Consider the following 23,005-nt stretch of genomic DNA (forward strand, 5'->3'; position numbering starts at 1 on the left):
CGCAGCCTGCCCTACCCCGGAGACGAAGCGATCACCGCCGCCCGCGACCGCGCGCACCTCGCATTCGCCCAGCTCTTCACCGCCCTGGGGGCTGGACGTCACCGCCTGCACTACGCCGCGGTGGACGTCGACGGCCGGTACCGCCTGGCCAGCGCCACCGTCACGGTCACGACCGTCCCCGCATGGCACCTGGACGCCGACCCGGACGAGTTCGCCACCATCGAGGCCGCCGTCACGGCCGCCCTGGAGGGCAGCTTCACGGTTCTGGCCACCCTGGTCGTGCAGACCGACCAGGAACCAGACCCGGTTGTCTGCGGGTGGCGCATCGAGCGCGAATGGCTGCACGGCATGAAGCCCGCCGCCGTGCAGGCCGCCGTACGGCCGTGCGGGGGCAGCTCAGCGCCCGTCGCCCGCGCATACCCCGCCCCGTTCCTCCCGGACCCGTCCGTCACCGGCTGAGGCCCCCGCCAGGCCCCGACGGGGCCGGGCCGCCCGCCAACTCCCCATTCCTGTACGTCCTGTGAGGAGACACCCCGTGATCACCATTGCAACCCCGTCCGGCACCGTCCGCGCCGTTCCCTCCGAGGCGGACGCCACCGGAGCCGTGCTCTACACCCTCACCGGCGCAGCCACGGGAACTGTCCACGTGACCGCGACCAGCAGCCCCGCCCGATGGGACCGCTTCGACGCCGTCCGCGCCAGTCTCGGATCCGTCAGCGCGCGAGAGCTCCCCGCCGAGCCGCTGGTACGCATCCGCGGCCGCGCTTACCACGGCAACACGGTCCGGGTGCTCGCCCACTCCGCCGACGTGCCCTGGGGATGGCTGGAACGCGACCTGACCGACACCGACGACCGGCCCGCGCCCCCGCAGGCCAGCCAGACGCTGACCGCCATCCTGCGCGCGTGCGCCGGCCACTACTCCGCGCGCAGCGACTTCCCCAGCCTCCAGCACGCGGCCCGCATCCACGACACCCCGCAGCTGCTGAGGTGGCTGGACGCGATGATCTCGCACGCCGAACGGACGCAGGCCCGCTGGCTGGAGGAGGCCGAGGCCCACCGGGTCCAGGCCGCCCGCAGCCTGGCCGCCTGGTGGACGCTGGCCCGCTGGTTCACCGCCCCTCCGCACCCGGTGCTCGCACTCCTGCTGGCACCGGACCGCGAGAGCCTGGCCCACCGCGCCGAGTACCTCCCGAAGTGGGCCGAGATCAGCACGCGCGCAGCCGAGGACGAGGGCCGCCGTCTGACGCTCTTCCGGTCGGAGTACGAGGGGTTGGCCCGGCCCGCCGCCGCGCCGGAGAGCCAGGACCGCCCGTACTTCGTGGTCGGTCAGTGGAAGGGCGGCGGCGACGTCGACATCTGGCACGTCGAGGAGGCCCCCACCGATCCGGGCGAACTGTCCGACCTGTGCGAGCAGCACACCGTGAACGCCGAAGACGCGTTCGGCAGCGTCGAAATCGTCTACGCCGCCAGCCCGGAAGCCGCAGCCGATCAGGCCCGCCGGGAGGCGACCGAGACCAGCGAGCGCATCCACCGCGAGCTCACCCGCCCGTAGGCCGATACGGCCGCTCCCCGGGGTGGCCTACCGCCAGGCCGCCCCGGCCCCGCCCCTGATCACGAGGAGAGACGACCCGTGGCAACGTTCGCGCACGCCACCCCGGAACGCTGCGCCCAGCTCGGCCGCGCCCTCACCGCCGCCGGCCTTGGCTGGAGCGAAAACGGCCGCCAGGACGACCCGCAGTTCCTCACCTACACCGTGACCGACCCGTACGGCCGCACGTGGCAGGTCAGCCCGGCCACCAACTTTCAGATCTCCCCGTCCAGTCCGAGGCAGATCTGGCAGGCCAGCTGCGCGGCCCTGATGACGAGGACCCCGGTGCTGTCCGCCCGCCTGGTGGCGGAGCACATCAAGGACGTCCCGGCGTGAGCAGCCCACCGCCGCCGTTTAGGCCCGAGGACTTCGAAGAGCGGTGCGAGACCTGCAACGCCCCGCCCGGACAACTCTGCCACCCCTGGTGCGACACCGCCGAAGACGCCCGCGCCGACGCCGAGCGCCACGCCGCCCAGCGCGGCGCCATGCCCCCTGCGCCGTAGGCGCACCGCCCCGACTCCCCCGCCCTCCCCACTTCCTCGAAGGAGACCCCTCATGGAACTGTCCACCCCCGCCGGCCTTGAGTCCCTCGCACGCGCGGTTGCCGAGCAGCTCGGCGCCGACCGCACCGAGAAGGACGGTGACACCGGCCGGGTGCGTGTCGTCTACGCCGACGGCCGCGCCCTGGAACTCACCCCCAACCGCCCCCGGACCCGGATCACCGTCACCGCGGTTCTGCCCGAGCAGGCCACCGCGCACGGCATCGAGGTCAAGGCGATCACGGTCACCGCCCTGCCCCGCCCGCGCCCCAGCGAGAGCCAGGCCAAGGCCACCGCGCGGCACACGGCCGACCACATCCGTCAGCGGCTGCTGCCCGCGCACACCACCGCCCTGGCCGAGCTGCGCGAGCGCACCGCCCCCCAGGTGGCCACGTTCCAGCGTGCCGAATCCGCCCTTGCCGGATTCCTTGACCGCCCCCGGGGCGGGGTGGCGATCTCCGAGCAGCCGGTACGCCGCCCGCTGGGGCTGACCGCCCGGTGCGCCGTCGCCTGGTGGCACACGCTCGACGGCCCCTCCCGAGCCGTGGCACCGTTCATGGCCGACGCCCTGCGCCGGGCCGGGCTGGCGACGACGGAGCCGCACGGCAGCGGGTACGTGTTCTTCGCCGAGCCCCCGGCCGAGCAGTCCGACACCCGGTTCCGGATCGCCCCTGCCGCCAGCGGCGAAGGGTGGGACCTGGTCGACGAGTTCACCGGCGCGTGCGTGCGGACGTACGACGACCGGGAGTGGACTCAGGGGATCGCCGAGAGCGCGAACGGCGAGGAGGACGCCGCCCGGCGCGCCGCCGTCGCGTCCATGGACCTGCCGGGACTGTCTGCAGATCTGATCGAGGACGATCAATTCCGGTCCCTGGCCGTGGAGTTGGCCACCGCCGGACACATGCCCTACGGCCTGACCGACGTCGACTACACGCAGACGCCGGGATTCCACATCTACCCCAGCGCGGAGCCGGGCAAGGCCAAGGTGGCACGGCTGCTGGAGCCCTGGGGGGCGATCCGGCCCGGTGCCCGCTTCGAGGCGCCCGAACGCGAAGTCGAGCGCTACGACAAGGACATGGAGGCCTACGCGCGGCTCCTGGCCAGGCCCGGCCGGACGGTGGTCGTCATGCTGGACGGCATCCAGGTCACGTACAGCGACCCGCCGACCAGGCCCTGATCTGCTCGCTTCGGGGTGGGGCAGCGCCATGAAAATCGGTTGCCCCACCCCCCGAGATAGGTATTATGGAACAAGAGGCGAGGGGCCGGGACAGCCCCGTGGAGTGCACCGCGAGCCGCGGCCCACCGGGCCGAACGCGCCACGGGAGGGCTGCACCCCTCCCCCGCCACCACACCCGCACCGAGAGAGGACGCCCACGTGACCGACGCGCCCAGCACCCCCGAGTGCCGCCAGCACGGCCCCATGACGCTGCACACCGGCGACCAGTCCCCCACACAGCGCTTCACCGGCACCTGGTACACCTGCACCGATCCGACCTGCTGGAGCGCCGTCCTCTATCCGTCGGCCGAACTGGTCGCCGACCTCGAAGCGCAGGGGCGTCCGGCGAACACCCCCCTGACCCTCACCCACACCCGCGCCGAGGGAACCCTGTTGTCCGGCTCCGTGAAGGGCGACGGCGCGTACGAGCTGCTCCGGCCGTTCCGCTTCCGGGCCTCTCCCTCGATCGGGATCTACCTACGCGGCTCCCGCGACCGCCGCGCCGACCTGTACCTGATCAGCCAGGCGGCCGAAGCCCTGCGGGAGGCCGGCCACCAGGTGACGGTCGAGATCGACGAGACCCAGCGCCGGGCCTTCGCCGAGGCCGAGAAGGACCGCGCCGACCGGGCGGCCGGACGAGCCGAGTACTTCGGGGCGCGGGCCGAGCGCTACCAGACGTCGTCGGACGCGAAGTGGGAGCGCGGGCGCGAGATCACGCGCGGGTACGCGGGCGAGCCGGTGAAGGTCGACCACTACTCGGCCAACCGCCACATGCGCGACCTGGAGCGCGCGCACCGCCTGTTCGGCCAGTCCGTCCAGGAGCAGGCGGAGGCCGACCACTGCGCGGACCGCGCGGTCACGGCCCAGCACTACGAACAGCACAGAAGGAACCCGGGGGTGACGCTGCGCCGCCTTGAGCGCCTGCAGGCCGACCGGCGCCGAGTCGAGCGCCAGCAGGCCCGGACCGTCGAGGACGCGGAAGCGGGCAAGCTCACCGTTGAGGCCCTGATCGCGGCCCTCATCCGGCTCGACGCCGACCATGCCGACCTGTGCGACGAGATCGGCGACTGGGAGAAGGTCATCGCGCAGGCCGAGGCCGAGGGCGTGAAGCTGTGGGGGCCGGGCGACTTCGAGCCGGGCGACTTCGTGCGCTCCGGCAGCCGCCTGCTGGAGGTCCTGCGGGTCAACAAGAAGACGGTCACCGTGCCGGGCGGGCCCGAGGCCGGACCGATCGTGTCGAAGGCCAACCGCCAGTACTCCTGGAACGGGAAGCTCCCGTACGACAAGGTCACCGGCCGCGTGAGCGCCGACGAGATGCGGGCGGTGCTGGCTCAGGCGGAGGAGAAGGCGCAGCCGGGCGGAACCGATCCCGCGAGCGCGCAGGATCAGCGTGACGCCTGAGCGCGCGCCGTGCCGGGCTCCGTGCGTGCGGCCCGCTGCCTGCCGTTCTGAACTGCGCCGTTGACGGTGGGGCAGCGCTGAGAAATTCGGTTGCCCCACCCTTCACATTACGTATTATGGAACACGTCCGATTGGAGACCTCCCGTGGACCTGCCCAACGCGGCCGCACTGCTCACCACCCATGCCCAGCACGCCTACACGCTCCAGCGCGAGGCCGGCGCCGCCCTCACCCTGGGAACCCAGAGCGACCCCCGGCGCCTCGCCCGTCTCACCCACCGCGCCGAACGCGCCGTAGAACTGGCCGTGTTGTGGGACGGAGTCCTGTGGGAGGCCCACGGCACAAGCCAGCGCGACCTTTTCCCGCTCGCCGACCCCGCGCGCCTGGTCGCCGCCGCCCGCACCCTGCGGACCCTCACCCGCGACGGCATCACGCGTGCCTATGACCTGACCTGCGAGGAGTTCCCCGAGCGCACTCCCGAGCGCCCGGCCGGGCACTGGGCGGCACGGCTCTTCCTGCTCCACACCAACATCGTCGATCACCTGCCCGGCGCTGCGACGGCCCCCGCCGTCCTCGCCGAGCTGCACGCCCGCCTCTCCGACGGCTCCAGCGGCGTACGGCTCTCGGCCGGAACCACGGCCGCGCTGGAGCTGGTCACCGCCCTCCGCGAGGGTCTCGACGCCGTTCCGGTGGCCGCCCGCGACATCCCGGCCTGCGCCGGCGAGATCCTCATCCGCGCGCTGGAACTCGCGACGTTCCAGGGATGCAGCCTCACCAGCACGGGCACCGGCCGCACCGCCGTACTCGTGCCCCTGGTCGACGGCTGGAGGATCGAGGTCGACGACGCGGGTTCCGCCGAGCACGCGCCGGAGGACCACGGAAGTGGCAGGGGCAGCCGGGGGTGGTCGGCCAGCCTGTACGACCCGTCAGGCGAGGCGATCGACGTGGTGCGCCACCCCTCCCCCGACACGGCTGATGACTGCCTCGCCGACAGCGCGGCGTGCGTTCGCCAGCTGGCGCAGTGGCGGGCCGAGAACCAGGCGAAGGGTCCCATCCAGGACTGAGCACCACCCCCAGCCAAGCCAGCCCGAGGCGAAGGAGGCCCCCGTGTTCCCCGACCCCGAACCCGACGTACACGCCCACCTGGACGCCGACCCGCGCTGCATCTGCACGCTCCTGCGCTGCGGCGGCTCCGTCCTGGCCCCCGGCTGCCCCACGCACGGGATGACCTCGGGGCGCACCTTCACCTGGCACTTCGCCGACCAGTGCCCCCACCGCTGACGCGACCGCTCCGGGAGATCCGCACACGAAAGGACCGCCGCCGTGCCCCAGGCAGACACCCCGCTGGACACCGCCGACCTGTCCACGCTCGCCGACCGCCAGCAGGCCCGGTTCACCACCGAACACGGCCCGGTGTCCGTGCGCAGGTACGCCCGCTCCTCGGACTTCGTACGGGCCGCCGTGCGCGCCCGCAACGGCCGGGACCGCGCCGCGCTGCTGACCCTGTACCCCGGGCCTACCCGCTCGCCCCTGCCTGGCTGGCCGCCATCGCCGAGGCCGCCCCGGAGACGGCCGACCACCGGCACCCGTCCGCCGCCATGTCCTCGGTCCGGCTGCTCGCACGGATGACGCCGGATCACCGCAACGGCATCCCCCGCCAGTCCGACGGGTCCGTCGGCTGGAGCATGCCCGGCGCGTCCGCGCGAGTCTGGCGGGACGGCCTGATCAAGTTGCGCAGCACCACCGGCGCGGAGCTCGCCGGCCAACTGGAGGGCTCCGACTGGGATCACTGGAAGGTCGCCGCCGTGGCGGACGCAGGCCTTCGCCTGCTGTGCGCCCCCGAAGCCCGCCACCTCACCCGCACCGGCCAGCCGTCCGGGTGGCACCGGCCGTACGACCGAAGCGATTCCACCGGGCTGGGGCGCGAGCGCAAGGGCGGCCAGATGTACGACGGCTCCACCGTCGCGTCCTGCTCCTGCGGCTGGAGGGTGACGGCTGAATCGCAGCTGGGCGCTCGCGCGCTCGCCGAACAGCACCGCCGCGAAGCCACCAGCGGCGAACCCTCGTAACCGCCGACACCCCGCCTACGCAGTGTGCCTACAGCGCCCCCGTCCCGAAGCAGAAAGAGGCTCCGTCATGCCCCGATCCGTATCGCCCCCGCCGCCCGCGTCGGCCCCCACGGCTGATGATGACCGCAGGTGCGTCGACTGCGGCCTGCCCTGCACCGAGCAGGTGACATCCCTCCCCCGCATCGGGGGCGGAACGCGCGCTGTGTACGCCTGCTCCGTACACGCGGCCCGTCGCCGCCGGAGCCCCTGACCTGCACATTTACGGGTGGAGCAGCGCCGAGAAATTCAGTTGCCCCTCCACCCGCGTTCAGTATTATGGAACACGTCACATCGAATCACCCGCCGCTCACGAAGAGGGCGGCGGAAGCGAACTCCGCCGAGGAGGCAGTACGTGACCGGTTCACAGACGCTGGAACCCAACGCAGATGAAGAGGTCGTGACCGCGCCACTCACCCTGCTGCGCGCGGCAGGCATCCGCTGCCTGCCCTGGCGCGACAGCGCTGGCACCTACGTCCGCGTTCCGCTCGCCGACGGCACCGAGGTCACGTTCAGTGGCACCGCCGCCGACCAGGGCGACACGCGGGGCCATGACGTCAGCACCACCACCCCGTCCGGGAACACCGCAGCTGGCAGGCATCCCTGAACGGCACCGACGGCGGCTGCGACGATCTCTACGACTCTCACGACCAGGGCCTCCCGTACGAGGAGGACACCGCCGCACTGGTCACCGCTATCCTCACCTGCGCCCGCAAGCACGGCGGTTCCGACCGAACCAGCGACCCCGACGACTGAGCGGTCCAGCCGCGTCACCAAGTGCTCTGAACTGTGCTTTGACGGTGGGGCAGCGCCGAGAAATTCAGTTGCCCCACCCCTCAAATGCAGTATTATGGAACATGTCGAGAGAGTGGCTCTCTCCCGGCACCGCTGAACGTCCGTCAACCCAGCACAAGGAGGCCAGACATGGCCACAGCCACCACCGCCGACCAGACGGCCGAATCCGTCCCGGTCGACACCGATGAGGAGAACCTGACCGTCGTCCTGCTCGCCCCGGACGCGATCGTGCGCGACGAGTTCAACGCCCGCGAGCACGACACCGAGCCCGACGCCGACCTGATCAACTCCGTCAAGGCCGTCGGTGTCCAGGACCCGGTCAGCGTCCGCCCCCGCCCGGACGGCACGTACGGCGCGTTCAAGGGCTGGCGGCGCACCCAGGCCGCGCAGATCGCCAACGCCACCGCCGAGGCGGAAGGCCATGCCAAGCAGCAGATCAAGGCGTACGTTCGCGCCGACCTGGTCGGCCGGGACGCCTGGACGCAGTTCCTGTCCCTGATCGAGAACCACCAGCGCCAGGGCATGTCCCCCAAGGACACCCTGAAGGCCGCCGAACTGTCGCTGATCGGGATGGACGAGGTCGAGCAGAAGAAGGCCGCGCGCGCCCTGGGCCTCAAGCGCGGCACCGGCAGGCGGCTCGGCCGGGCCCAGCAGCTCGACGACGCCACCCTGCGCCGGGCCTCCGCCGGGGGCATGGACCTCGAACAGATCGCCCAGCTCGCCGAGGTCGAGGACGTGCCCCGCGCCCAGGACCGCCTCCTCAAGGCGCTGGCCCGCGACGAGGCGGAGGAGGGCGGCGGGCGCGGCCACTGGGACCAGGAACTCGCGCTGCTCAAGGCCGAACAGGACGACCGCACCGCTCGCAAGGAGGCCGTCGCGGCCCTGGAGAAGGCGGACATCCCCCTGCTGCCCACACAACTGGCGTACGGGGAGAAGGACACCGCTCACCCGCTGTCGGAGCTGACCACGCCGCTGGGCAGGCCTCTGGAGGAGGACAACCACAAGGGATGCCCCGGCCACAGCGCCCGGCTCGACGACGAGAACCGGCCGGTCTGGTACTGCGCCGACCCGGCCGAGTACGGCCACAAGGTGCGCCCGAAGCCGAAGCCGACCAAGACGGCCGAGGACGAGGAGAAGGCCGCAGAGCGGGCCCGCACCACCGCGTGCAACCGGGCCTGGAAGGCCGCCGCCGGGCCCCGCAAGGAGTTCGTCACCCGGCTGGTGCGCGGCAGCAAGGCTCTGCCGGAGGAGGCCTGGCGGTTCGCCCTCGGGGTGCTGCTGGACCTGCCCTCCTTCTACGGCAAGTGGGCGCAGCGGCAGGAGGCCGAGGACGTGGCCCGCTTCCTGGGCGTGAAGCTGCCCGAGAGCCCGTTCGAGCGGGTGCGGCTGTCGGATCTGGTCACCCTGTCCAAGTCCCGCACGGCGCATGTGCTGTTCGCGCACGTCGCCGCCGCCTTCGAGCGCGACATGCGCGAGCCGAAGGGCTGGAACGACGCCCGCATGCAGGTCCGCTTCCTGTGGGAGGACCCCACCCCCCAGCAGGCCGCCTACCTGCTGCTCCTGGAGAAGCTCGGCCAGGACGACAAGGGCAGCTACCGGCTGTCCGAGGTCGAGGAGCAGGCCGTCGCCGCACACCGGGGCGACGACGCCGACGGCGAACCCGCCGCCTGACCTTCCCGCCTGACCTTCCCGCCAGGCCTCACACGCACGACGCGGCCGGGCACCGACGGTGCCCGGCCCCCGGTTCACACTCGATCAAACCCCCATGGAGTCCGCCATGCCCAACTCCGGCCCTGCCGAGCCCACGCCGCCGGAAGACGGGGAAGACCAGGGAGACCAGCCGCTCACCCTCGACGTGCTGCGCCAGCTCCTCGGCAACGAATGGGCCAGCCTGCCAGGCGAAACCCTGGTCGTGCTCTCCCGTGACACCGAGGGCAACCTCTACTCGCCGTTCAGCACGTACGTGCACGGCCGCTACTCCCCCGTCTACGACCTGACCGGCGAGGTCTACCCGCTGGAAAGCGAGCTCGCGGCAGACGCCGAGCTGCGCGAGCTGTTCCCGAAGATCACGGCCAACGCCCGCGCCGCCCTGGTGCTCTACCCGCTCGGCTGACCGCCGTGCACCCGGCGGGCACCGCATCAGCCGGTGCCCGCCCCCGGCCCGCCTTCAGGCACCGGTTCCCGCCGGGCGTGACAGATGCCCGGCCCATCCCACACAACAGGAGAGGGGACACTCCCATGCTCACCCTTGCCGAGGTCCGCGCCTTCATCCGTGAACTGCCCGACGTCGTGTCCGTGGCCGTCGTCCAGGAGGCAGCCACGGACCGGCTGCTCCAGCTGGACGCCGACCAACGCCCGGTCATCACGCCCGGCCGCACCGGGCGGATCACCGCCACGATCCGCCCGGCCTGCCTGCGCCTGCTGACCGGCACCGTCCAGCAGCCCAACCGCACGGGCACCCGCTTCGACTTCCTGCTGGACGAGGCCTCCACCGAGCGGCTGCGCCTGGACCCGAACAACGGCGCCCGGTTCCGCATCGCCAAGGACGAGAAGCGCTACCGGCTCGCGAAGGTCCCGGCCTCCTGCATCGAGCTCACCGACACCCCGGCCGACTCCTAGACCGCTCCGGAGATTCGGGGGGCAGCGCACGAGCGCTGCCCCCCGGCCCCTCCGTCCCGTCCTCACCCGCAACTACCGGGAAGGGAGCGTGACTTCAATGAGCCGCGCGATCCCCGTGCGCTGCCTCGCCCGGCCGCTGGCCGGCGGACTGGTCGTGCCGTACGTATCGCTGATCCACAACGGGCACGCCGTCTTCGGCAGCCTCAACGCCGACCGTGCCCGGCATGCCTTGCTCCAGCGTTTGTGCCAGATCTGCTCCCAGCCCCTTGAAGAGCGGTTCTTCGTCATCGTCCGCCCTGCCGACCAGCAGCAGGGCTACTCCCCCGAACCCGCGCTCCACCCGGAGTGCCAGCCCTACACCGCGGCGAACTGCCCGATGCTCAACGGCACCGCCAGCCACTACCGCTCCCGGCCGGTACTCGCCTCCCATCCTGCGGCCCGCCCCTGCTCGGACCCGTCGTGCCCGTGCCCTGAGCTGACTCCGGACGAGGGGCACTCCGCCAGGACGCGCCCGACGTCCCAGTCGGGATCAGCCTGGACGTGCGCATCCTGCGCAAGCGCGTCCTGCGTGAGGCCGTTCTGCCCGCCGACCACGCCGCCCTGCTCGACCTGCTGCGCGCCGCCCTGGGACTGGAGCAGCCCTAGCCCGTACGTCCCGGGCCCAGCCCGGTACGCCGCCCCCACCTGCGTGACCCGAAGGAGAGTTGGATGCCCACCGCGTACCCCGTGACCCTGCCGCCCGTCCCCGCCGACCCGGAGACCGCCTGGCACGCCCAGCGCATCAGCGACACGGTCTTCGAGCGGCCGGACGAGGGGTGGCCCTCCGCCACGACCCTGTTCGCGATCGACGCCTCCAGCCCGGCCGAGGCGGAATTGCGTGTCCTGGCATGGATCAACCACAGCTACGAGGACGACCTCCGCCAGGCGACCGCCACCGCCGAGCACCAGGCCGGCCCCCACCAGTGGCACGTCAGCCTGCGCATTCTCGGCGAGTTCTGAGCCCGAGGCAGGCGTGCCCTGCACCGCCCCGCCACCCACCGACCAGAGAGAGGAACCACCGTGACCGCCCCGGAGCCGAAGACCCCTGTCGACCGGAACACCCCCGTGGGCAAGGCCGTCATCGCGCTGCACAGGCAGCTGACCGATCTGGAGGAGCGCACGGACGAGTGGCCCGGCGCGGACGTCGTCGACATCCTCGGCGACTGGCTGAAGCAGTTCGACTTCACCGCCCCGGCACCGGCCGACGCGCACATTGCGCCGCGTCCGCCGGGGCAGGCCTGGGTGCTGCGCCGCTGGGACCGGCACGAAGACGGCATCCATCTGTTCACCGACGAGGACTCCGCACTGGCCGAGCTCGCCCGGCACGTGCGTGGAAGCTGGGAGAACCTCCTGGGCGACGACGACGTCCCCGACACTCCGCCCACCGACGACCGCACGGCCGTGGACCTCTACTACGGGCCCGACCGCGACAACCGCCCGGACGAGGGCTACTCGCTGTACGCCGACGCCATCAGCGGGCGAGGCCGCCCACGGATGGTGCCGCTCGCCTTCCAGTTCCCCGACGCCGCCGACTGCGAGCGCGCCAACCGCGCCGCCGTCTTCCACGCAGGAATCCACGGCGGTCTGCCCTGTCTGGAGGTCGACGGCGTCCTGGTCTTCGCCTACCTCGACGCCCAGGTCGGCGCCGTCCGGGTGTCCGTCCACCTCGACAGCGCCCCGGACCACCTCGTGGCTTTATCAGTGAGTCCTGACACCGGTTGTCGATCGGCGGCGACACCGCCCAGTGTTGACGGAGAGCGATATCGCTGAGATTCGACACCACTTGGGTGCTTGCGGTGGGAGTCTGGGAGTACTCTGCGTGGTGAGGGGGCGCCGGTGCCACCGAAGTCCAAGGTCGATCTGTATGCGGCGATCCGCCGGGATGCCCGGGCTGGCATGTCGAACCAGGCCGTGCAGCGCAAGTACGGCGTGGGCTTTCGGACGGTGGAGGCGATGCCATCTTGCCCCGCAGGCGAGGTGCGGACGGCTTCCCGCTATTGCGGTGCGATGGCTTTGAGCCAGTCCTCGACAGCGACGACATCTGCCCACTGCGGGAACAGCTTTTCGGTGAGCATCGTGTGCACCTCGGGGTCGGTGTCGAGGCAGGCATCCGCCAGGACGGTGAGGCCGAAGTCCAGATCGATGGCGTGCCACAGGGTGGACAGCACTACAGCGCTGGTGGCGATGCCGGTGAGAACAAGGCTGTCGATATCGCGAGCCCTGAGTACCAAGTCGAGGTCGCTGCCCGAGAACGCGCTCCCTCGCCTCTTGGTGACCACAACGTCGCCCTGCTGGGGCGCGACGTCGTCATGGATCTCGGTGCCAGGAGCCCCCTCGGTGAACAGGCCGGCCCGCACGGCGTTTGTCATCACCCTGTTGCGAGGGCTGACTTCCGGATCGCCCGGCCGTAACGCGATCACGACGTAGATCACGGGGATACCGGCAGCCCTGGCACCGTCGATCGCCCTGCGCAAGCGCGGCAGATATCCGGAACTGTCGTCGGCGATGGCCACGATGTCCCGTTGGACGTCCATCACCAGAAGTGCGCTGTTCGCCATGCTTGCCGTCCCTTCTCGGTTGGGAAACAAGAGCAAGTCTGGTGGATCAACCAAGCCGCGGTGGAGGTTCCGGAGATCCTCATCAGCGTCGCGCCGCAGCGTGCCCAGGACCGGTGCCAGTTCTCATCGACATTTCCTTGCCCTGTGATCACCAAGTGCTGTCCAAACTCGGTGATAAACGGTGTCGCTCGTCAGTTACGAAGCCAACCTCGTGAGGCCCGATGACACAGTGCCGCTGCGGGTCAAGGTCGAGGACACGATCGTGCTCGATGACAGCAACGCAGAAGGCGCTCTCAGGCCGCCACTGCTGGACGTGCTGCTGAGCGCGGCCGACGCCGTACGGATTCAGCGGGAGCCCATCCTCGCTGCGGCTCTGGCCGCCGGCGTCCTGTGGCGCTGCCCGGCCTGCCAGTGGGACAACCCGGCTGCGGCAACCTGCTGCGAGGGGCCCGGGCCCTGCCGAACCCCCCAACCCGCGCCAGGAGTTGAGGCGGGGCCGGAGCTGCGCGAGCCGTAGGCCGAAGCCGACCTCGACGGGGCGGGTGCCTCCACGGTGGGAAAAGGGGATGACACCCGCCCCCCCCGCTATAGGTATTATGGAACTCGCTTGGGTGGCTCCCGGGCACCGCCAGACCGTTCGTCGCATCGAGGAGTACCTCCATGAGCGGAGAGACCACCGCTGTCATCCGCGGCCGCGTGTACGGGACCGTGCAACTGCGCCACACCGAACGCGGCACACCCGCCGCCCGGTTCACCGTGATGCAGGTCCCCCGCGAGTACGACCGCACCCGAGGACAGTGGCGCGACGGCGAGCCGGTCCCGGTCATCTGCACCGTCACCGGGCCGCTCGCCCGGCACGCCGCCGAGTGCCTCACCGACGCCGTGTACGTGATCGCCACCGGGAACCTGGCCCTGCGCGACAACCTGCTCCACCTCGACTCCGCCCAGGTCGGCGTGGACCTCGCCCACCACGTCGCCTACATCGACGACACCCTGCCCGCCGTCCTCGCCGGACGCGCCCCCGCCCCGGCACCGCGTGCTCCCGCTGTTCCCGAGCCAGCTCCCCGAGCCGAACGCCGCCCGGCCACAGCTCCCGCCGCGCCGGCCGCCGACTGGTGGCAATCGCCCCCGCGCCGCTCCTGGGACGCGGTCACCGCGCCCAGCCGCACCGGCCGCTGACCACGCCACACGATCCCGCACCGCCCATCGCGGCACCGGCATGCCCGCCGGCCGCCGCCCTCTCACGGAGGTACGCCGTGCCCAGCACCGCCTGTCCGAGCGCGCCGCCCGCGCCGCGCTCGCCGCCCACTTCCCGCCCCACCAGGTCGCCGCCCATCTCGCCCATCACAGTGCCGAGGAGGTCTGGCAGTACGGCGTCGACCACGACGCCAGCGGCCGCCTGGCCCAGTACAAGCCGCGTGAGGAACTCGCCAACGCCCAGCTGACGTGCCAGTTCGTCATCCCGTCGGACGAGGTGTGGCCCGCCGCCCTGGCCGACCTCGGCCCCAACTGCCCGCTCGGTCTGTGGGTGCGCGGACACGAACAGCTGCCCCAGCTGACCGCCCGCGCCGTGGCCGTGACCGGTAACCGGGCCGCCACCGCCGAGGCCCTCACCCGGACGAAAACATTCGCCACCGCCGTCGCCGAGGCCGGGCACACAGTCACCGCCACGCTCGCGTACGGCGTCGACGCCACCGCCCACCGGGCCGCCGCCCAGGCCGGGCGCGCGACGCTCGCCGTCCTGCCGCGCGGCCTGGACCGCGCCCACCCGCACGACCACGCCCAGCTGCTGAGCTCCATCCCCACCAGCGGCGGCGCGGTGGTCAGCCTGTTCCCGCCTGGCACCCCGGCCAGCGGAGCAACCCTGCGGGCCAGCGCCGCCCTGCTCGCGGCGCTCGTGCGGGCGGTGGTGCTCGTCGAGGCCCTGGACTACGCCGAGGCGGCGATGCACACCGCCGAGACCGCCGCCGATCTGAACCGGCCCGTGCTCGTCCCGCCCCCCACCGGCGACGTGCGCGCCGACGGCAACGTCCGCCTGCTCGCCGAGCAGCGCGCCGTCCTGGTCCCCGACCCCGCGCACGCGCTCGCCGAACTGCGCTGACCAGCCAACCGCCCTTCCGTGCCCGGCCGTCCGGCCGGGCACGGCCACCGGAAGGAGTGACGGAGGCTCCCGCTCACCTGAACCACCCCACCTCTCCCCCGGAAGGACACCTCATGCGCGCGCCCCTGGCCTACCCCCTGATACATCTCGTCCTCTGCGCCGTGCTGTACCTGGCCACGCCGTCCGGGGATGACGTACGGGCCGCTATGCGGGCCGGACTTCTGGCCTGTATGACGACCCCGGCCCAGGGCAACGTGATCCCGCCCGGCTGCCTGTACGCCTGCGACAACGGCAAGTTCGGCAAGGGCTGGCCCGGCGCCGAGGCCTGGTTCGCCTGGCTCAAGGCGACCCTCGACCGCTACGGCCCAGACCGCTGCCTGTGGGCGGTCGCCCCCGACGTCCCGATGGACGCCACGGCGACCCTGACCGAGTCGCTGCCCTGGCTGCAGCAGATTCGTTCCCTGGGCATCCCGGCCGCCTTCGCCGCCCAGGACGGCAGCGAGCACGGCCTCATCCCCTGGGACTTGATCGACGTGCTGTTCCTGGCTGGCAGCACCGAGTGGAAGACCTCACCGGCCGCCCACCGCCCGGCCCTTGAGGCCCGCGAGCGCGGCCTGGACGCCACATGGGCCGCGTCAACTCTCGCCGGCTGCTGCGCATCGCGCAGGCCTTCGGCTGCACCAGCGCCGACGGCACCTACCTCGCCTTCGGCCCCGACACCAACCTCCCCCGCCTCCTCGCCTGGATGAACGAACTCCACACCACCCCAACCCTGTTCGGAGACGAAGCATGACGACGACCTGGCTGCGCTACGTGGGCGCATCGATCATGGGCATTCTCGATCCCGTCCCCTCCGCTGTGGCCTCCCCCATGACCGTGGAGGAGGGTGCCTGGGTCCGCGCGAACGCCTGGACCAAGGCGCTGCGCAAGATCGATGACGCCTACCCCCACGGCTTCCACCGGTGGTGCTCGTGCGAGGCCGGCACCTGCCACCCCTGCCGCACCGGCCACCACGACCAGTGCATCAGCCGCATTGGCCCCCGCGTCGACAACGACGCCGGCACCATCACCGACCGGCGCGGCTTCGTCGTCGCGGTGATCCGCTACGGCCCCGGCCAGCGGCCCTGCCGCTGGATCTGTCCCTGCACGCACGCGCCCGACGGCGAAGCCGAGGAGGCCGACGCCGTCGACGCCCCCGAGGTGCAGCCGACCGCCCGGCGGTCGACGACGCGCCCCTCCAAGTCCGTGCCCGCGCTCGCACCGGACGGGCAGATGTCGCTCTTCGCCGGCGCCGGTCTGCCGGAGGAGGCCACCGGCGGTGAGACGCCGTGATCTTCCCGATCGATCTCGACCCCGGCCCATCGCCCGCCTGCGCTCCCGCAGCGCCGTCTGCCCTGAGTTCCCCCGTCTGCTGCTCGTCTCACTGGAGTTGACATGTCTTCGCGCCCCAGCAGCCTCCCGCCCATTACACCCGATCTGACCTCGTACGATCTGCTCGCGCCCCAGCTGTCCGGCGGGAAGGACAGCGCGGTCATGATGGCCGTGTTCATGGAAGCCGCCCGCACCGCCGGCGTGGCCGACCGGGTCATCTCGTACCACTCCAGTCTGGGGGTTTTGGAGTGGCCGTCCGTCGTGTTCGACGGCACCCGCTACCCGGGGGTGTCCGAGCTCGCGGCCCTGCAGAGCGCCGCGTTCGGGGTGCCCGCCGACCAGCATCTGGAGGTCACCCGCACGATGCCGGGCCCGGACGGGATCCGGATGCCGCACAGTCTGCTGACGGAGATCGCGCTCTATGGGCGCTTCCCGCGCAAGGGCAGCCCGTACTGTCGCAAGAGCGCCAAGGAGAGCGTGGTCTCGAGCGCCTGGACCCCCATCGTCCGCCAGCTCGGGCGCGAGCTCGGCCGGCCGGTACGCATCCTGAAGGTCATGGGCCTGCGCAGCGACGAGGGCCCCGACCGCAAGAAGCGTGCCGCCTTCCGTACGGTGCAGGTCAACGGGGCGCGGATCGTGGACGAGTGGCTGCCCGTCAAGGACTGGTCGACCGCCGCTGTCAAGGAGTGGCACACCGATGCGCCGGTGCCGTGCTCCTGGACTTACGACTCGGTGCCCGGCGCCGGCGACTGGGCTGGAACCTCCCGCTGCTCCTGCTCGCTGTGCGTCTTCGCCTCCCGCCACGACGTACTGCTCTCCATCGGTCGGCGGCCGCGGCTGGCCGACCTGTACGCCGAGGTCGAACAGGCCCGGGGCGACAGCTTCCGCGCGGACTGGCGCATCACCGACCTGATCCGGCACGCCGAGCAGTGCGGCGCGCCCGACCCGGGCGTCGTCTGCCCGGACGACGGCCCGGAGTTCACCGCCCTCAAGAAGCAGGTGTGGGCGGCGCTGAAGAAGAAGCCCCGCAGGAACCCGAACTGGCCCGCCGTGCCGGCCGCGCATTGTGCGACGGCTGCACCGTGCACAACTGATGACCACCGCCCGCTGCGCTCCTCGGCGCAGCGGGCGCCCCCTACAGTGGATGGAGGAGATGACCATGGAGACGAACCCCACCGCCGTGCTGCTCGAACTCGCCGCCCAGGCCCAGCGTGCGAGCGACCCGGCCACGCTGCACGACTTGCTGTCCAGGGGCCACCGCCCCTGGTGCGAGGGCGTCGCCGACGTTCAGGCCGGCGTGGACCGGGAGACCACGAGCCTGTCCGACGCCGAGCTCGCCGAGCGGTGCGCGGCTGCGGGCGTGCCGTGGGAGGAGGGGATGACGCGCAGCGAGGCGGTCTCCGCTCTCGCTTTCATGACGTGGGATGCCGCGCCGGCCGCGATGGCCTACACGGCGCTGGAGGAGCGTGCGGCGCGCTTCGGGGTGTGCCTGCTGGGCGAGGAAGTGCTGTAGGCCGGTTTGGCGTCAGGCTGGACAGCAAACCACCTCCTTTGGCATTATCGAACATGTCGCGCTCATCCGAGTGCCGGCGCCGCCGTGCTGATTCTTTCCAAAGGGGCCCTGATGTCTTCCGCCGACCGGCTCGTGGACACCGCGCAGATCGTGTCCGAGTTCGGCACGAGCAAGCCCCGGATCAGCGACTGGAGCAACAACCCGGCCAGTGGGTTCCCCGCAGTCGCGCACACGGAAGGCCGCAAGCGGTTCTGGCGCCACGACGAGGTCGCGGCGTTCTTCGCGCAGCGTGCCCCGAAGAAGCGCGCGCTGCCGCCCGCGGTACTCGAGGCCGACCAGGACGAGTTGCTGACCAAGCGGGAGGTGGCCCAGCTTCTCGGCTACACCCGCACGTCGACCATCGACGGCTACTTCCGCGACCGGCCCGGTTACTTCCCGGAGCCCGACGAGGACGTCGACGGCCCGATGTGGCGCCGCGGCACGATCGTGGCCTGGGTCGCCAGCCGTCCCGGTAAGGGCCGGCGCAGTTCCGCTCCGGCGGCAGCGCGGCCTGAGGTGTCGGCGGACGGCGACCCCGACGAGCTGCTCGGTACAGCCGAGGTCGCTGCGCTGCTCGGCTACGGCAGCCCGGCTTCCTTCTCCAGCGCCCTCTACCAGGGGCGCATCCCCGAACTGCCCGAGCCGGACGCCCAGGTGAAGGAGGAAGGCAGCCGCGGCCCGGGCCGCAAGAAGTGGCGGCGGGCGACCGTCGTCGCTGTCGCCCGCAAGCGCGGTGTGCTGCCGCCAGCCGACCAGGACGAGAACGAGGACCTGGTCGGCGCCGCCGAAGCAGCCCGCATCCTCGGATACGGCAGCGCCGACAGCTTCATCAGCGCACTCGGGCACGGGCTCCTGCCCGACCTCGAGCAGCCCGACGGATACGAGTACCGGCGCGGCAGCGGCGGCCGCCCCCGTCAGCAGCGCTGGAAACGCTCCCGCCTCGAGGACCTGGCATCCCGCCGCTCCTCACCCTCCTGACTGCAGCGCACCGACCCGCGTCGCAGGCGGGATACCGTAAGACCGCGGCCTCTGGTTTAAGGGATCGACGAACTCCCGGCGGGCCAGACGCCGCACGATGGCCGGTAGGGAGAGGCCAGCCACCTCTCCCCCGCGAAGCCGCACGGCTTCGCGGAACCGGCCATCGCTACGGATCTCCTGCTACTCCTGCCTCAGCCGCTCGGGAAAGTACGTCCTGAGCGTGTTAAGAGACGCTCGTGTCCAGAGAACGCCGGCAACCGGCCCCAGGACGAGACCGATCGGCAAACCGATCACCCACGCCTCCCGCAGGTTGCCCATGCTGCCGTCCGGGTCGAGTGCCGGCGCGAGCACCCACGGGGCAACGGCGGCGGCCAGGAGACCGAGCACCCAGCCCACCGTGAACACAGGGTGGTTGGGCAGGCCCTGCGCCCCGGCGCAGGCGGATCACATGGATCGGCCCCGCCAGAGTCGCGACGCCTGCCGTCAGGGACACATCACGCCGATCAGGAAGCCCGTCGTCACTGTGCGCGTGTCCTTTCGGAGAGGGGGCCGGGTCGAGCGGAGTCTGTCAGGCCGTTCTGACATCGACAGCAGAACCTGCCGTGGCAACGGTGTTGCGGTGTCGGAGTTCGGCCAGCAGCCGGCGGAGCTCCGCCCAGACTTCGTACGCTTCGTAGCCGAACATCAGCTGGCGTCCCCGGAGGTGATCGGGGAAAGCAGGCCGTCGCCGGGCCACAGGGGAGATCCTGCTTCCGCCCAGGCCAGGTGCCGGCCGACCTCGACGAGGACCTCGATCCGGTCGGCCGGCCCGTACGCCCGATGTGCCCCGGACGTGGGGTCGACGGCGCGGACCTCGCTGTGCGGGCCGGCGCACACCAGGGCCCGGGCGATTTCCGGCAGGCCCAGGCTGAGGGCGTCGCAGTCATGGTCGCGGATGAGCTGCAGCAGGTCTTCGGTGGCTGCCTCCCAGTCTCCGACCTCCGGCCAGCGCGCGCCTCCCTCGAGTTCGTGAGTGAGCGTGGACAGTGGCACGATCTCGCCGGGCCGGCGGCCATGGACGAGGCGATCGCGGATGCGGGCGCCGTCGGGCTGCCGTACGCGGGGGTGCAGCAGGGAGGCTGCGGCCACGACGGTGGTGTTGATCTCCTGGGCGGCGGCCGGGTAGTAGGGCTCGTGCGCGAACAGGAGGTAGACGTCCGTGGTGGGGACAGCCAGGGCGGGTTCGGGCTGAGTCATGGGGAGGGTTCCCTTCTGCAGCGGCGGGCTCGGTGCGTGACGAGCTGCCGGATGGGTCGTCGGCCGGGGGCCAGGCGGGTACGGGCCCAGGGGCCGGCCAGGGTCCGAGGCCTGGTTCACGTCGGCTGTGCCGTCCTCTGCAGTGCGCTTGAGGATCTGAGCGACCTGGTCGGCGAGTTGGAGCACCAGCCGTTCGCGGGCGATGAGGTCGGCTGAGGCCGAGCGGCTGTCCCGGGTCTGGAGAAGGCCTGCGGCATCCCACAGCAAGCCCTGGCCGACCTCGGCCGAGCGGCGCAGTTCGTAGCGGTCGCTGCCGGCGGCGGCCTGGACGAGGGAGGTGTGCAGGACGGCGAGGCGCTGGAGGTAGCGGCAGGCGACGTCGCCTTCGACCATGCGGACGTGTTCGCGGGCCCGGCTGTCCAGCCGGTCGGGCAGGTGTTCGGCGAGCAGCGGGGCAAGGAGCATCGCCGGCAGGGCGACGTCGACCGGGACTCCGCGGCGGATGGCGAACAGGCCGGCGACCAGACTGACGAGCGCGACCGCCGCGGCGGCGAGCCGCAGCGATCCAGGGACGGTGTCCAAGGCGATGCGCTGGGCGGGGCGCCGGGTCAGCCAGCGCAGGGCCAGGCGCTGCGTGCGCGTCGCGGACGGGGTGAGCACCCCGATCTGGTGGGGGATCTCGGGCGGGCTGCCGTCGCCGGGGACGGTCCAGGCGAGCCATCCCCAGAGGGTGCGTTCGTGGACGAGTACGGGCTCGCAGGCGACCGAGCAGGTGTGGTCGCGGACGTGCCCGGTCCGCAGGGCGCGGGAGCGTTCCTTCTCCCACCGCCCCGGATCACGGGTGAAGGGGCGCTCGTGGTGCGCAGCCGCGGTCGGTGGCGTCGGTGTGTGGAGCGTGTCCGTCACGAGGTGCTTCCTTCCAGGTGGTGGTCTGTCAGGGCGGAGGCGCACGTGGTGCAGCGGCCGTCGCCGTCGGGGTGGGCGCGCCGGGGTGTGGGGCCCGGGCAGGTGCGGCACAGCGGCCAGCCGAGGCAGGCCGGGCAGAGATCCTCGCCGGGAGCGGTTCCGGGAACGCCGCAGCCGGCACATTCGGTAAGGGCCCGGTAGGTCAGGGCCTCACTCACCGTGCGGGCGGCGGCGGAGCCGGTCACCGGCTGCGGCGGCGGGGCGTCCCACACGGGCTGGTCGTGGTGGTCGGCCGCGATGGCGGGCGGCGGGTAAGCCCGGGCCGCGCGCAGGCGGGCAGCGACGATCGCACCGACCGTGGTCCGAACCGGATGAGGCAGGGGCCGGTCGGCGATGACGTGCCGCAGCTGCTCACGGCTCCAGCCGGATTCCAGCATCACGGTCACGACGCGGCCTTGGTCGGTCAGCGCCTGCCCGGTCAGCAGCAGCTCCGGGCGAGCCGCCCCGAGGTCGAGCAGCAGCCGGATCCCCGCGTGCATCTCATCCGCCGCGGGCGCGGCCGGCGGGGACGCCGCCGGGTCCGGCCGGTCCGTCCGTCCAGGTACTCGCGACGCGTCGCCGCGGCACGGACGGAGGGGTCTGGTGTTCTGCTGAGTGGTCTTCTTTCTGTTGGTGTTCTTAGTGGACCGATCAGCCAACGTAGGGTCATCCACTGGTGGAAAACCCGACTCTGGTTGTGACCTGCTGCTTTGCAGAGCGGGCAGGTCGGTGAGGAAATACGCCGCCGCACCGAGGGTGCCGTCTGGGCCGCGCTCGCGTTCCCGCACCAGGAAGCCGTGCTTCTCCAGCTCCTTCAGCCCGCTCTTGACGGCTGAGTCACCGTCGCGTCCACGGCGGGCGATGTCGGCAACCGTCATCCGCCAGCCGTCCCGATGCGTGGAGAGCAGTCCGAACAGGCCCTTGGCCTTGAAGGACAACTGGCGGTCGCGGAAGAGCCCATTGGCGATCTGCGTGAACTGATCGGCCGCCATCACACCCCGGCGAATCCCCGCCGTCAGGCCGCCGACAGGCTCGGCCTCGGGGGACGTGCCCATCACGTCGGCTTCGATCAGCGCGATGTCCCAGGCGGCCGGTCGGTCCGTAATGCAGTAGACGATCTCGCCGAGGGTGCCGTCCGGGCGGCGCAGGCGTTCACGGATCAGGTAGCCGTGCGCCTCGAGCTCCTGCAGGCCGGTGCGTACCGCTTCCCGTCCGTCCGGGCCGAGGCGAACGAGGTCGGTGACCGTCACCTGCCAGCCGTTCCTGTGCGTACCGACGTACCCGAAGAGCCCCTTGGCTTTGAACGACAGCCCGGAGTCACGGAACAGCGCGTTGGCGATCCGGGTGAACTGATCGGCCGCCATCACGCCCCGCCGGATCCCCGCCCCGAAGCGGCTCACCGCCGTGTCCCCGACGCATGCCGCGCGCAGTGGCCATAGCGGCACACCGGGCTCGTCGCGGTAGGGCGGCCGGGAGTCCTGGGCATGGAGGCGTGCGTGTGTTCCATGGCGTCAGCTCACCGGCCGACCCCGACCAGGCTGACGGCCACGAGCCCCGACCATCGGTCACGATCCGGCAACGGAGCCGTCTAGCTGCCGTGGTCGGGCTCATGGTCGGGCCGACCACGGTGCCTTCAGCCCGGGCGCTCAGTGATTGCGCAGCCGACTGCGCAGCCCCGGACGGGCGTTGCGCAATCGGGCTGCGCAACCGGCCTGGGATCCTGCGCAGTCGAGTTGCGCTGGGGCGGCTGCGCATTCCGCCCGCGCGCTCCTGATCTTCTCTTGCGCAGGTCCGTATCGCGCACTGCGCAGGCCTCTGACACGACCCGGCCGGCTTCCGTCTGCGCATCGGTGTCCGGGCCCTGTGGCCGGGCGGCACGTGATCGCACGGCGGTCGCCGGTCCGGGCAACAAGCGCCGGACACGGTGGCATGCCGCCGGGTCGCGGCAGACCCATGGTCGGGGT

The 23,005-nt window shown here is 71.9% G+C and carries 27 protein-coding genes; 23 read left to right on the top strand and 4 right to left on the bottom strand.

The annotated features are described in order from the left end of the window. The 16 genes from JF597_RS46325 to JF597_RS46400 form a co-directional block, all read left to right on the top strand. On the top strand, positions 1 to 459 hold a 459-nt coding region (locus JF597_RS46325), incomplete at its 5' end, for a hypothetical protein (protein WP_294011205.1). A gap of 76 nt (positions 460 to 535) precedes the next feature. Further along, positions 536 to 1,552, top strand: a complete 1,017-nt coding sequence (locus tag JF597_RS46330; RefSeq protein WP_294011207.1) for a hypothetical protein — start codon at positions 536 to 538, stop codon at positions 1,550 to 1,552. A gap of 78 nt (positions 1,553 to 1,630) precedes the next feature. Continuing rightward, complete coding sequence (locus JF597_RS46335) at positions 1,631 to 1,924, top strand: hypothetical protein (RefSeq protein WP_294011210.1); 294 nt, start codon at positions 1,631 to 1,633, stop codon at positions 1,922 to 1,924. Beyond that, the gene (locus JF597_RS46340) at positions 1,921 to 2,091 is read left to right on the top strand and encodes a hypothetical protein (RefSeq protein ID WP_294011212.1); all 171 of its coding nucleotides are present in this window, start codon (positions 1,921 to 1,923) and stop codon (positions 2,089 to 2,091) included. The genes JF597_RS46335 and JF597_RS46340 overlap by 4 nt, the downstream gene beginning before the upstream one ends. A gap of 52 nt (positions 2,092 to 2,143) precedes the next feature. Then, positions 2,144 to 3,304: a hypothetical protein gene (locus tag JF597_RS46345; RefSeq protein ID WP_294011214.1), complete on the top strand. Its 1,161-nt coding sequence runs from the start codon at positions 2,144 to 2,146 to the stop codon at positions 3,302 to 3,304. A 198-nt stretch (positions 3,305 to 3,502) separates the two neighbouring features. Further along, positions 3,503 to 4,744 carry a DUF3560 domain-containing protein gene (locus JF597_RS46350; protein WP_294011216.1) on the top strand — a complete coding sequence of 414 codons (1,242 nt, stop codon included), beginning with the start codon at positions 3,503 to 3,505 and terminating at the stop codon, positions 4,742 to 4,744. Between the two features lie 144 nt (positions 4,745 to 4,888). After that, positions 4,889 to 5,806, top strand: a complete 918-nt coding sequence (locus JF597_RS46355; protein ID WP_294011218.1) for a hypothetical protein — start codon at positions 4,889 to 4,891, stop codon at positions 5,804 to 5,806. 43 nt (positions 5,807 to 5,849) lie between these two features. Beyond that, positions 5,850 to 6,023 carry a hypothetical protein gene (locus JF597_RS46360; RefSeq protein ID WP_294011220.1) on the top strand — a complete coding sequence of 58 codons (174 nt, stop codon included), beginning with the start codon at positions 5,850 to 5,852 and terminating at the stop codon, positions 6,021 to 6,023. Positions 6,024 to 6,065: 42 nt separating this feature from the next. Continuing rightward, positions 6,066 to 6,371 (top strand): hypothetical protein, encoded by a 306-nt coding sequence (locus JF597_RS46365; RefSeq protein WP_294011222.1) that lies wholly within the window; start codon positions 6,066 to 6,068, stop codon positions 6,369 to 6,371. Further along, complete coding sequence (locus JF597_RS46370; protein ID WP_294011224.1) at positions 6,368 to 6,811, top strand: hypothetical protein; 444 nt, start codon at positions 6,368 to 6,370, stop codon at positions 6,809 to 6,811. The genes JF597_RS46365 and JF597_RS46370 overlap by 4 nt, the downstream gene beginning before the upstream one ends. Positions 6,812 to 7,202: 391 nt before the next feature. Then, positions 7,203 to 7,454 carry a hypothetical protein gene (locus JF597_RS46375; RefSeq protein WP_294011226.1) on the top strand — a complete coding sequence of 84 codons (252 nt, stop codon included), beginning with the start codon at positions 7,203 to 7,205 and terminating at the stop codon, positions 7,452 to 7,454. Between the two features lie 317 nt (positions 7,455 to 7,771). After that, positions 7,772 to 9,313: a ParB/RepB/Spo0J family partition protein gene (locus tag JF597_RS46380; RefSeq protein WP_294011228.1), complete on the top strand. Its 1,542-nt coding sequence runs from the start codon at positions 7,772 to 7,774 to the stop codon at positions 9,311 to 9,313. A 106-nt stretch (positions 9,314 to 9,419) separates the two neighbouring features. Next, positions 9,420 to 9,755 (top strand): hypothetical protein, encoded by a 336-nt coding sequence (locus tag JF597_RS46385; protein ID WP_294011230.1) that lies wholly within the window; start codon positions 9,420 to 9,422, stop codon positions 9,753 to 9,755. Positions 9,756 to 9,880: 125 nt separating this feature from the next. Further along, positions 9,881 to 10,261: a hypothetical protein gene (locus JF597_RS46390; protein WP_294011232.1), complete on the top strand. Its 381-nt coding sequence runs from the start codon at positions 9,881 to 9,883 to the stop codon at positions 10,259 to 10,261. Between the two features lie 708 nt (positions 10,262 to 10,969). Continuing rightward, positions 10,970 to 11,260, top strand: a complete 291-nt coding sequence (locus JF597_RS46395) for a hypothetical protein (RefSeq protein ID WP_294011234.1) — start codon at positions 10,970 to 10,972, stop codon at positions 11,258 to 11,260. 60 nt (positions 11,261 to 11,320) lie between these two features. Next, positions 11,321 to 12,070: a hypothetical protein gene (locus JF597_RS46400; RefSeq protein WP_294011236.1), complete on the top strand. Its 750-nt coding sequence runs from the start codon at positions 11,321 to 11,323 to the stop codon at positions 12,068 to 12,070. Between the two features lie 224 nt (positions 12,071 to 12,294). Here the strand turns inward: JF597_RS46400 and JF597_RS46405 are convergent, their stop codons facing one another. Continuing rightward, positions 12,295 to 12,858, bottom strand: a complete 564-nt coding sequence (locus JF597_RS46405) for a cysteine hydrolase (RefSeq protein ID WP_294011238.1) — start codon at positions 12,856 to 12,858, stop codon at positions 12,295 to 12,297. Positions 12,859 to 13,069: 211 nt separating this feature from the next. On the opposite strand from JF597_RS46405, the gene JF597_RS46410 reads away from it, so the two are divergent. The 7 genes from JF597_RS46410 to JF597_RS46440 all read left to right on the top strand — a co-directional run bounded on the left by JF597_RS46410 (position 13,070) and on the right by JF597_RS46440 (position 18,860). Beyond that, complete coding sequence (locus tag JF597_RS46410; RefSeq protein ID WP_294011240.1) at positions 13,070 to 13,375, top strand: hypothetical protein; 306 nt, start codon at positions 13,070 to 13,072, stop codon at positions 13,373 to 13,375. Between the two features lie 143 nt (positions 13,376 to 13,518). Then, positions 13,519 to 14,037, top strand: coding sequence for a single-stranded DNA-binding protein (locus tag JF597_RS46415; RefSeq protein ID WP_294011242.1), 519 nt, complete (start codon positions 13,519 to 13,521; stop codon positions 14,035 to 14,037). 40 nt (positions 14,038 to 14,077) lie between these two features. Then, positions 14,078 to 14,959: a DNA-processing protein DprA gene (locus JF597_RS46420; protein WP_294011244.1), complete on the top strand. Its 882-nt coding sequence runs from the start codon at positions 14,078 to 14,080 to the stop codon at positions 14,957 to 14,959. A 113-nt stretch (positions 14,960 to 15,072) separates the two neighbouring features. Further along, complete coding sequence (locus JF597_RS46425) at positions 15,073 to 15,708, top strand: hypothetical protein (protein WP_294011246.1); 636 nt, start codon at positions 15,073 to 15,075, stop codon at positions 15,706 to 15,708. A gap of 40 nt (positions 15,709 to 15,748) precedes the next feature. Further along, complete coding sequence (locus JF597_RS46430) at positions 15,749 to 16,291, top strand: DUF6248 family natural product biosynthesis protein (RefSeq protein ID WP_294011248.1); 543 nt, start codon at positions 15,749 to 15,751, stop codon at positions 16,289 to 16,291. A gap of 1,198 nt (positions 16,292 to 17,489) precedes the next feature. Continuing rightward, entirely contained in the window at positions 17,490 to 17,843 is a 354-nt protein-coding gene (locus tag JF597_RS46435) for a hypothetical protein (RefSeq protein ID WP_294011250.1), read from the top strand. Between the two features lie 111 nt (positions 17,844 to 17,954). Further along, complete coding sequence (locus JF597_RS46440; protein WP_294011251.1) at positions 17,955 to 18,860, top strand: hypothetical protein; 906 nt, start codon at positions 17,955 to 17,957, stop codon at positions 18,858 to 18,860. 180 nt (positions 18,861 to 19,040) lie between these two features. Here the strand turns inward: JF597_RS46440 and JF597_RS46445 are convergent, their stop codons facing one another. From JF597_RS46445 to JF597_RS46455, 3 genes are all read right to left on the bottom strand, one after another. Then, entirely contained in the window at positions 19,041 to 19,247 is a 207-nt protein-coding gene (locus JF597_RS46445; RefSeq protein WP_294011253.1) for a hypothetical protein, read from the bottom strand. A gap of 297 nt (positions 19,248 to 19,544) precedes the next feature. After that, the gene (locus tag JF597_RS46450) at positions 19,545 to 21,002 is read right to left on the bottom strand and encodes a hypothetical protein (RefSeq protein ID WP_294011255.1); all 1,458 of its coding nucleotides are present in this window, start codon (positions 21,000 to 21,002) and stop codon (positions 19,545 to 19,547) included. Continuing rightward, the gene (locus JF597_RS46455; RefSeq protein ID WP_294011257.1) at positions 20,999 to 22,441 is read right to left on the bottom strand and encodes a hypothetical protein; all 1,443 of its coding nucleotides are present in this window, start codon (positions 22,439 to 22,441) and stop codon (positions 20,999 to 21,001) included. Before JF597_RS46455 ends, JF597_RS46450 begins: the two co-directional genes overlap by 4 nt. Between the last annotated feature and the right edge of the window lie 564 nt (positions 22,442 to 23,005).

The sequence above is a fragment of the Streptomyces sp. genome (assembly GCF_019510245.1).
In the GTDB taxonomy this organism is placed as follows: Bacteria; Actinomycetota; Actinomycetes; order Streptomycetales; family Streptomycetaceae; genus Streptomyces.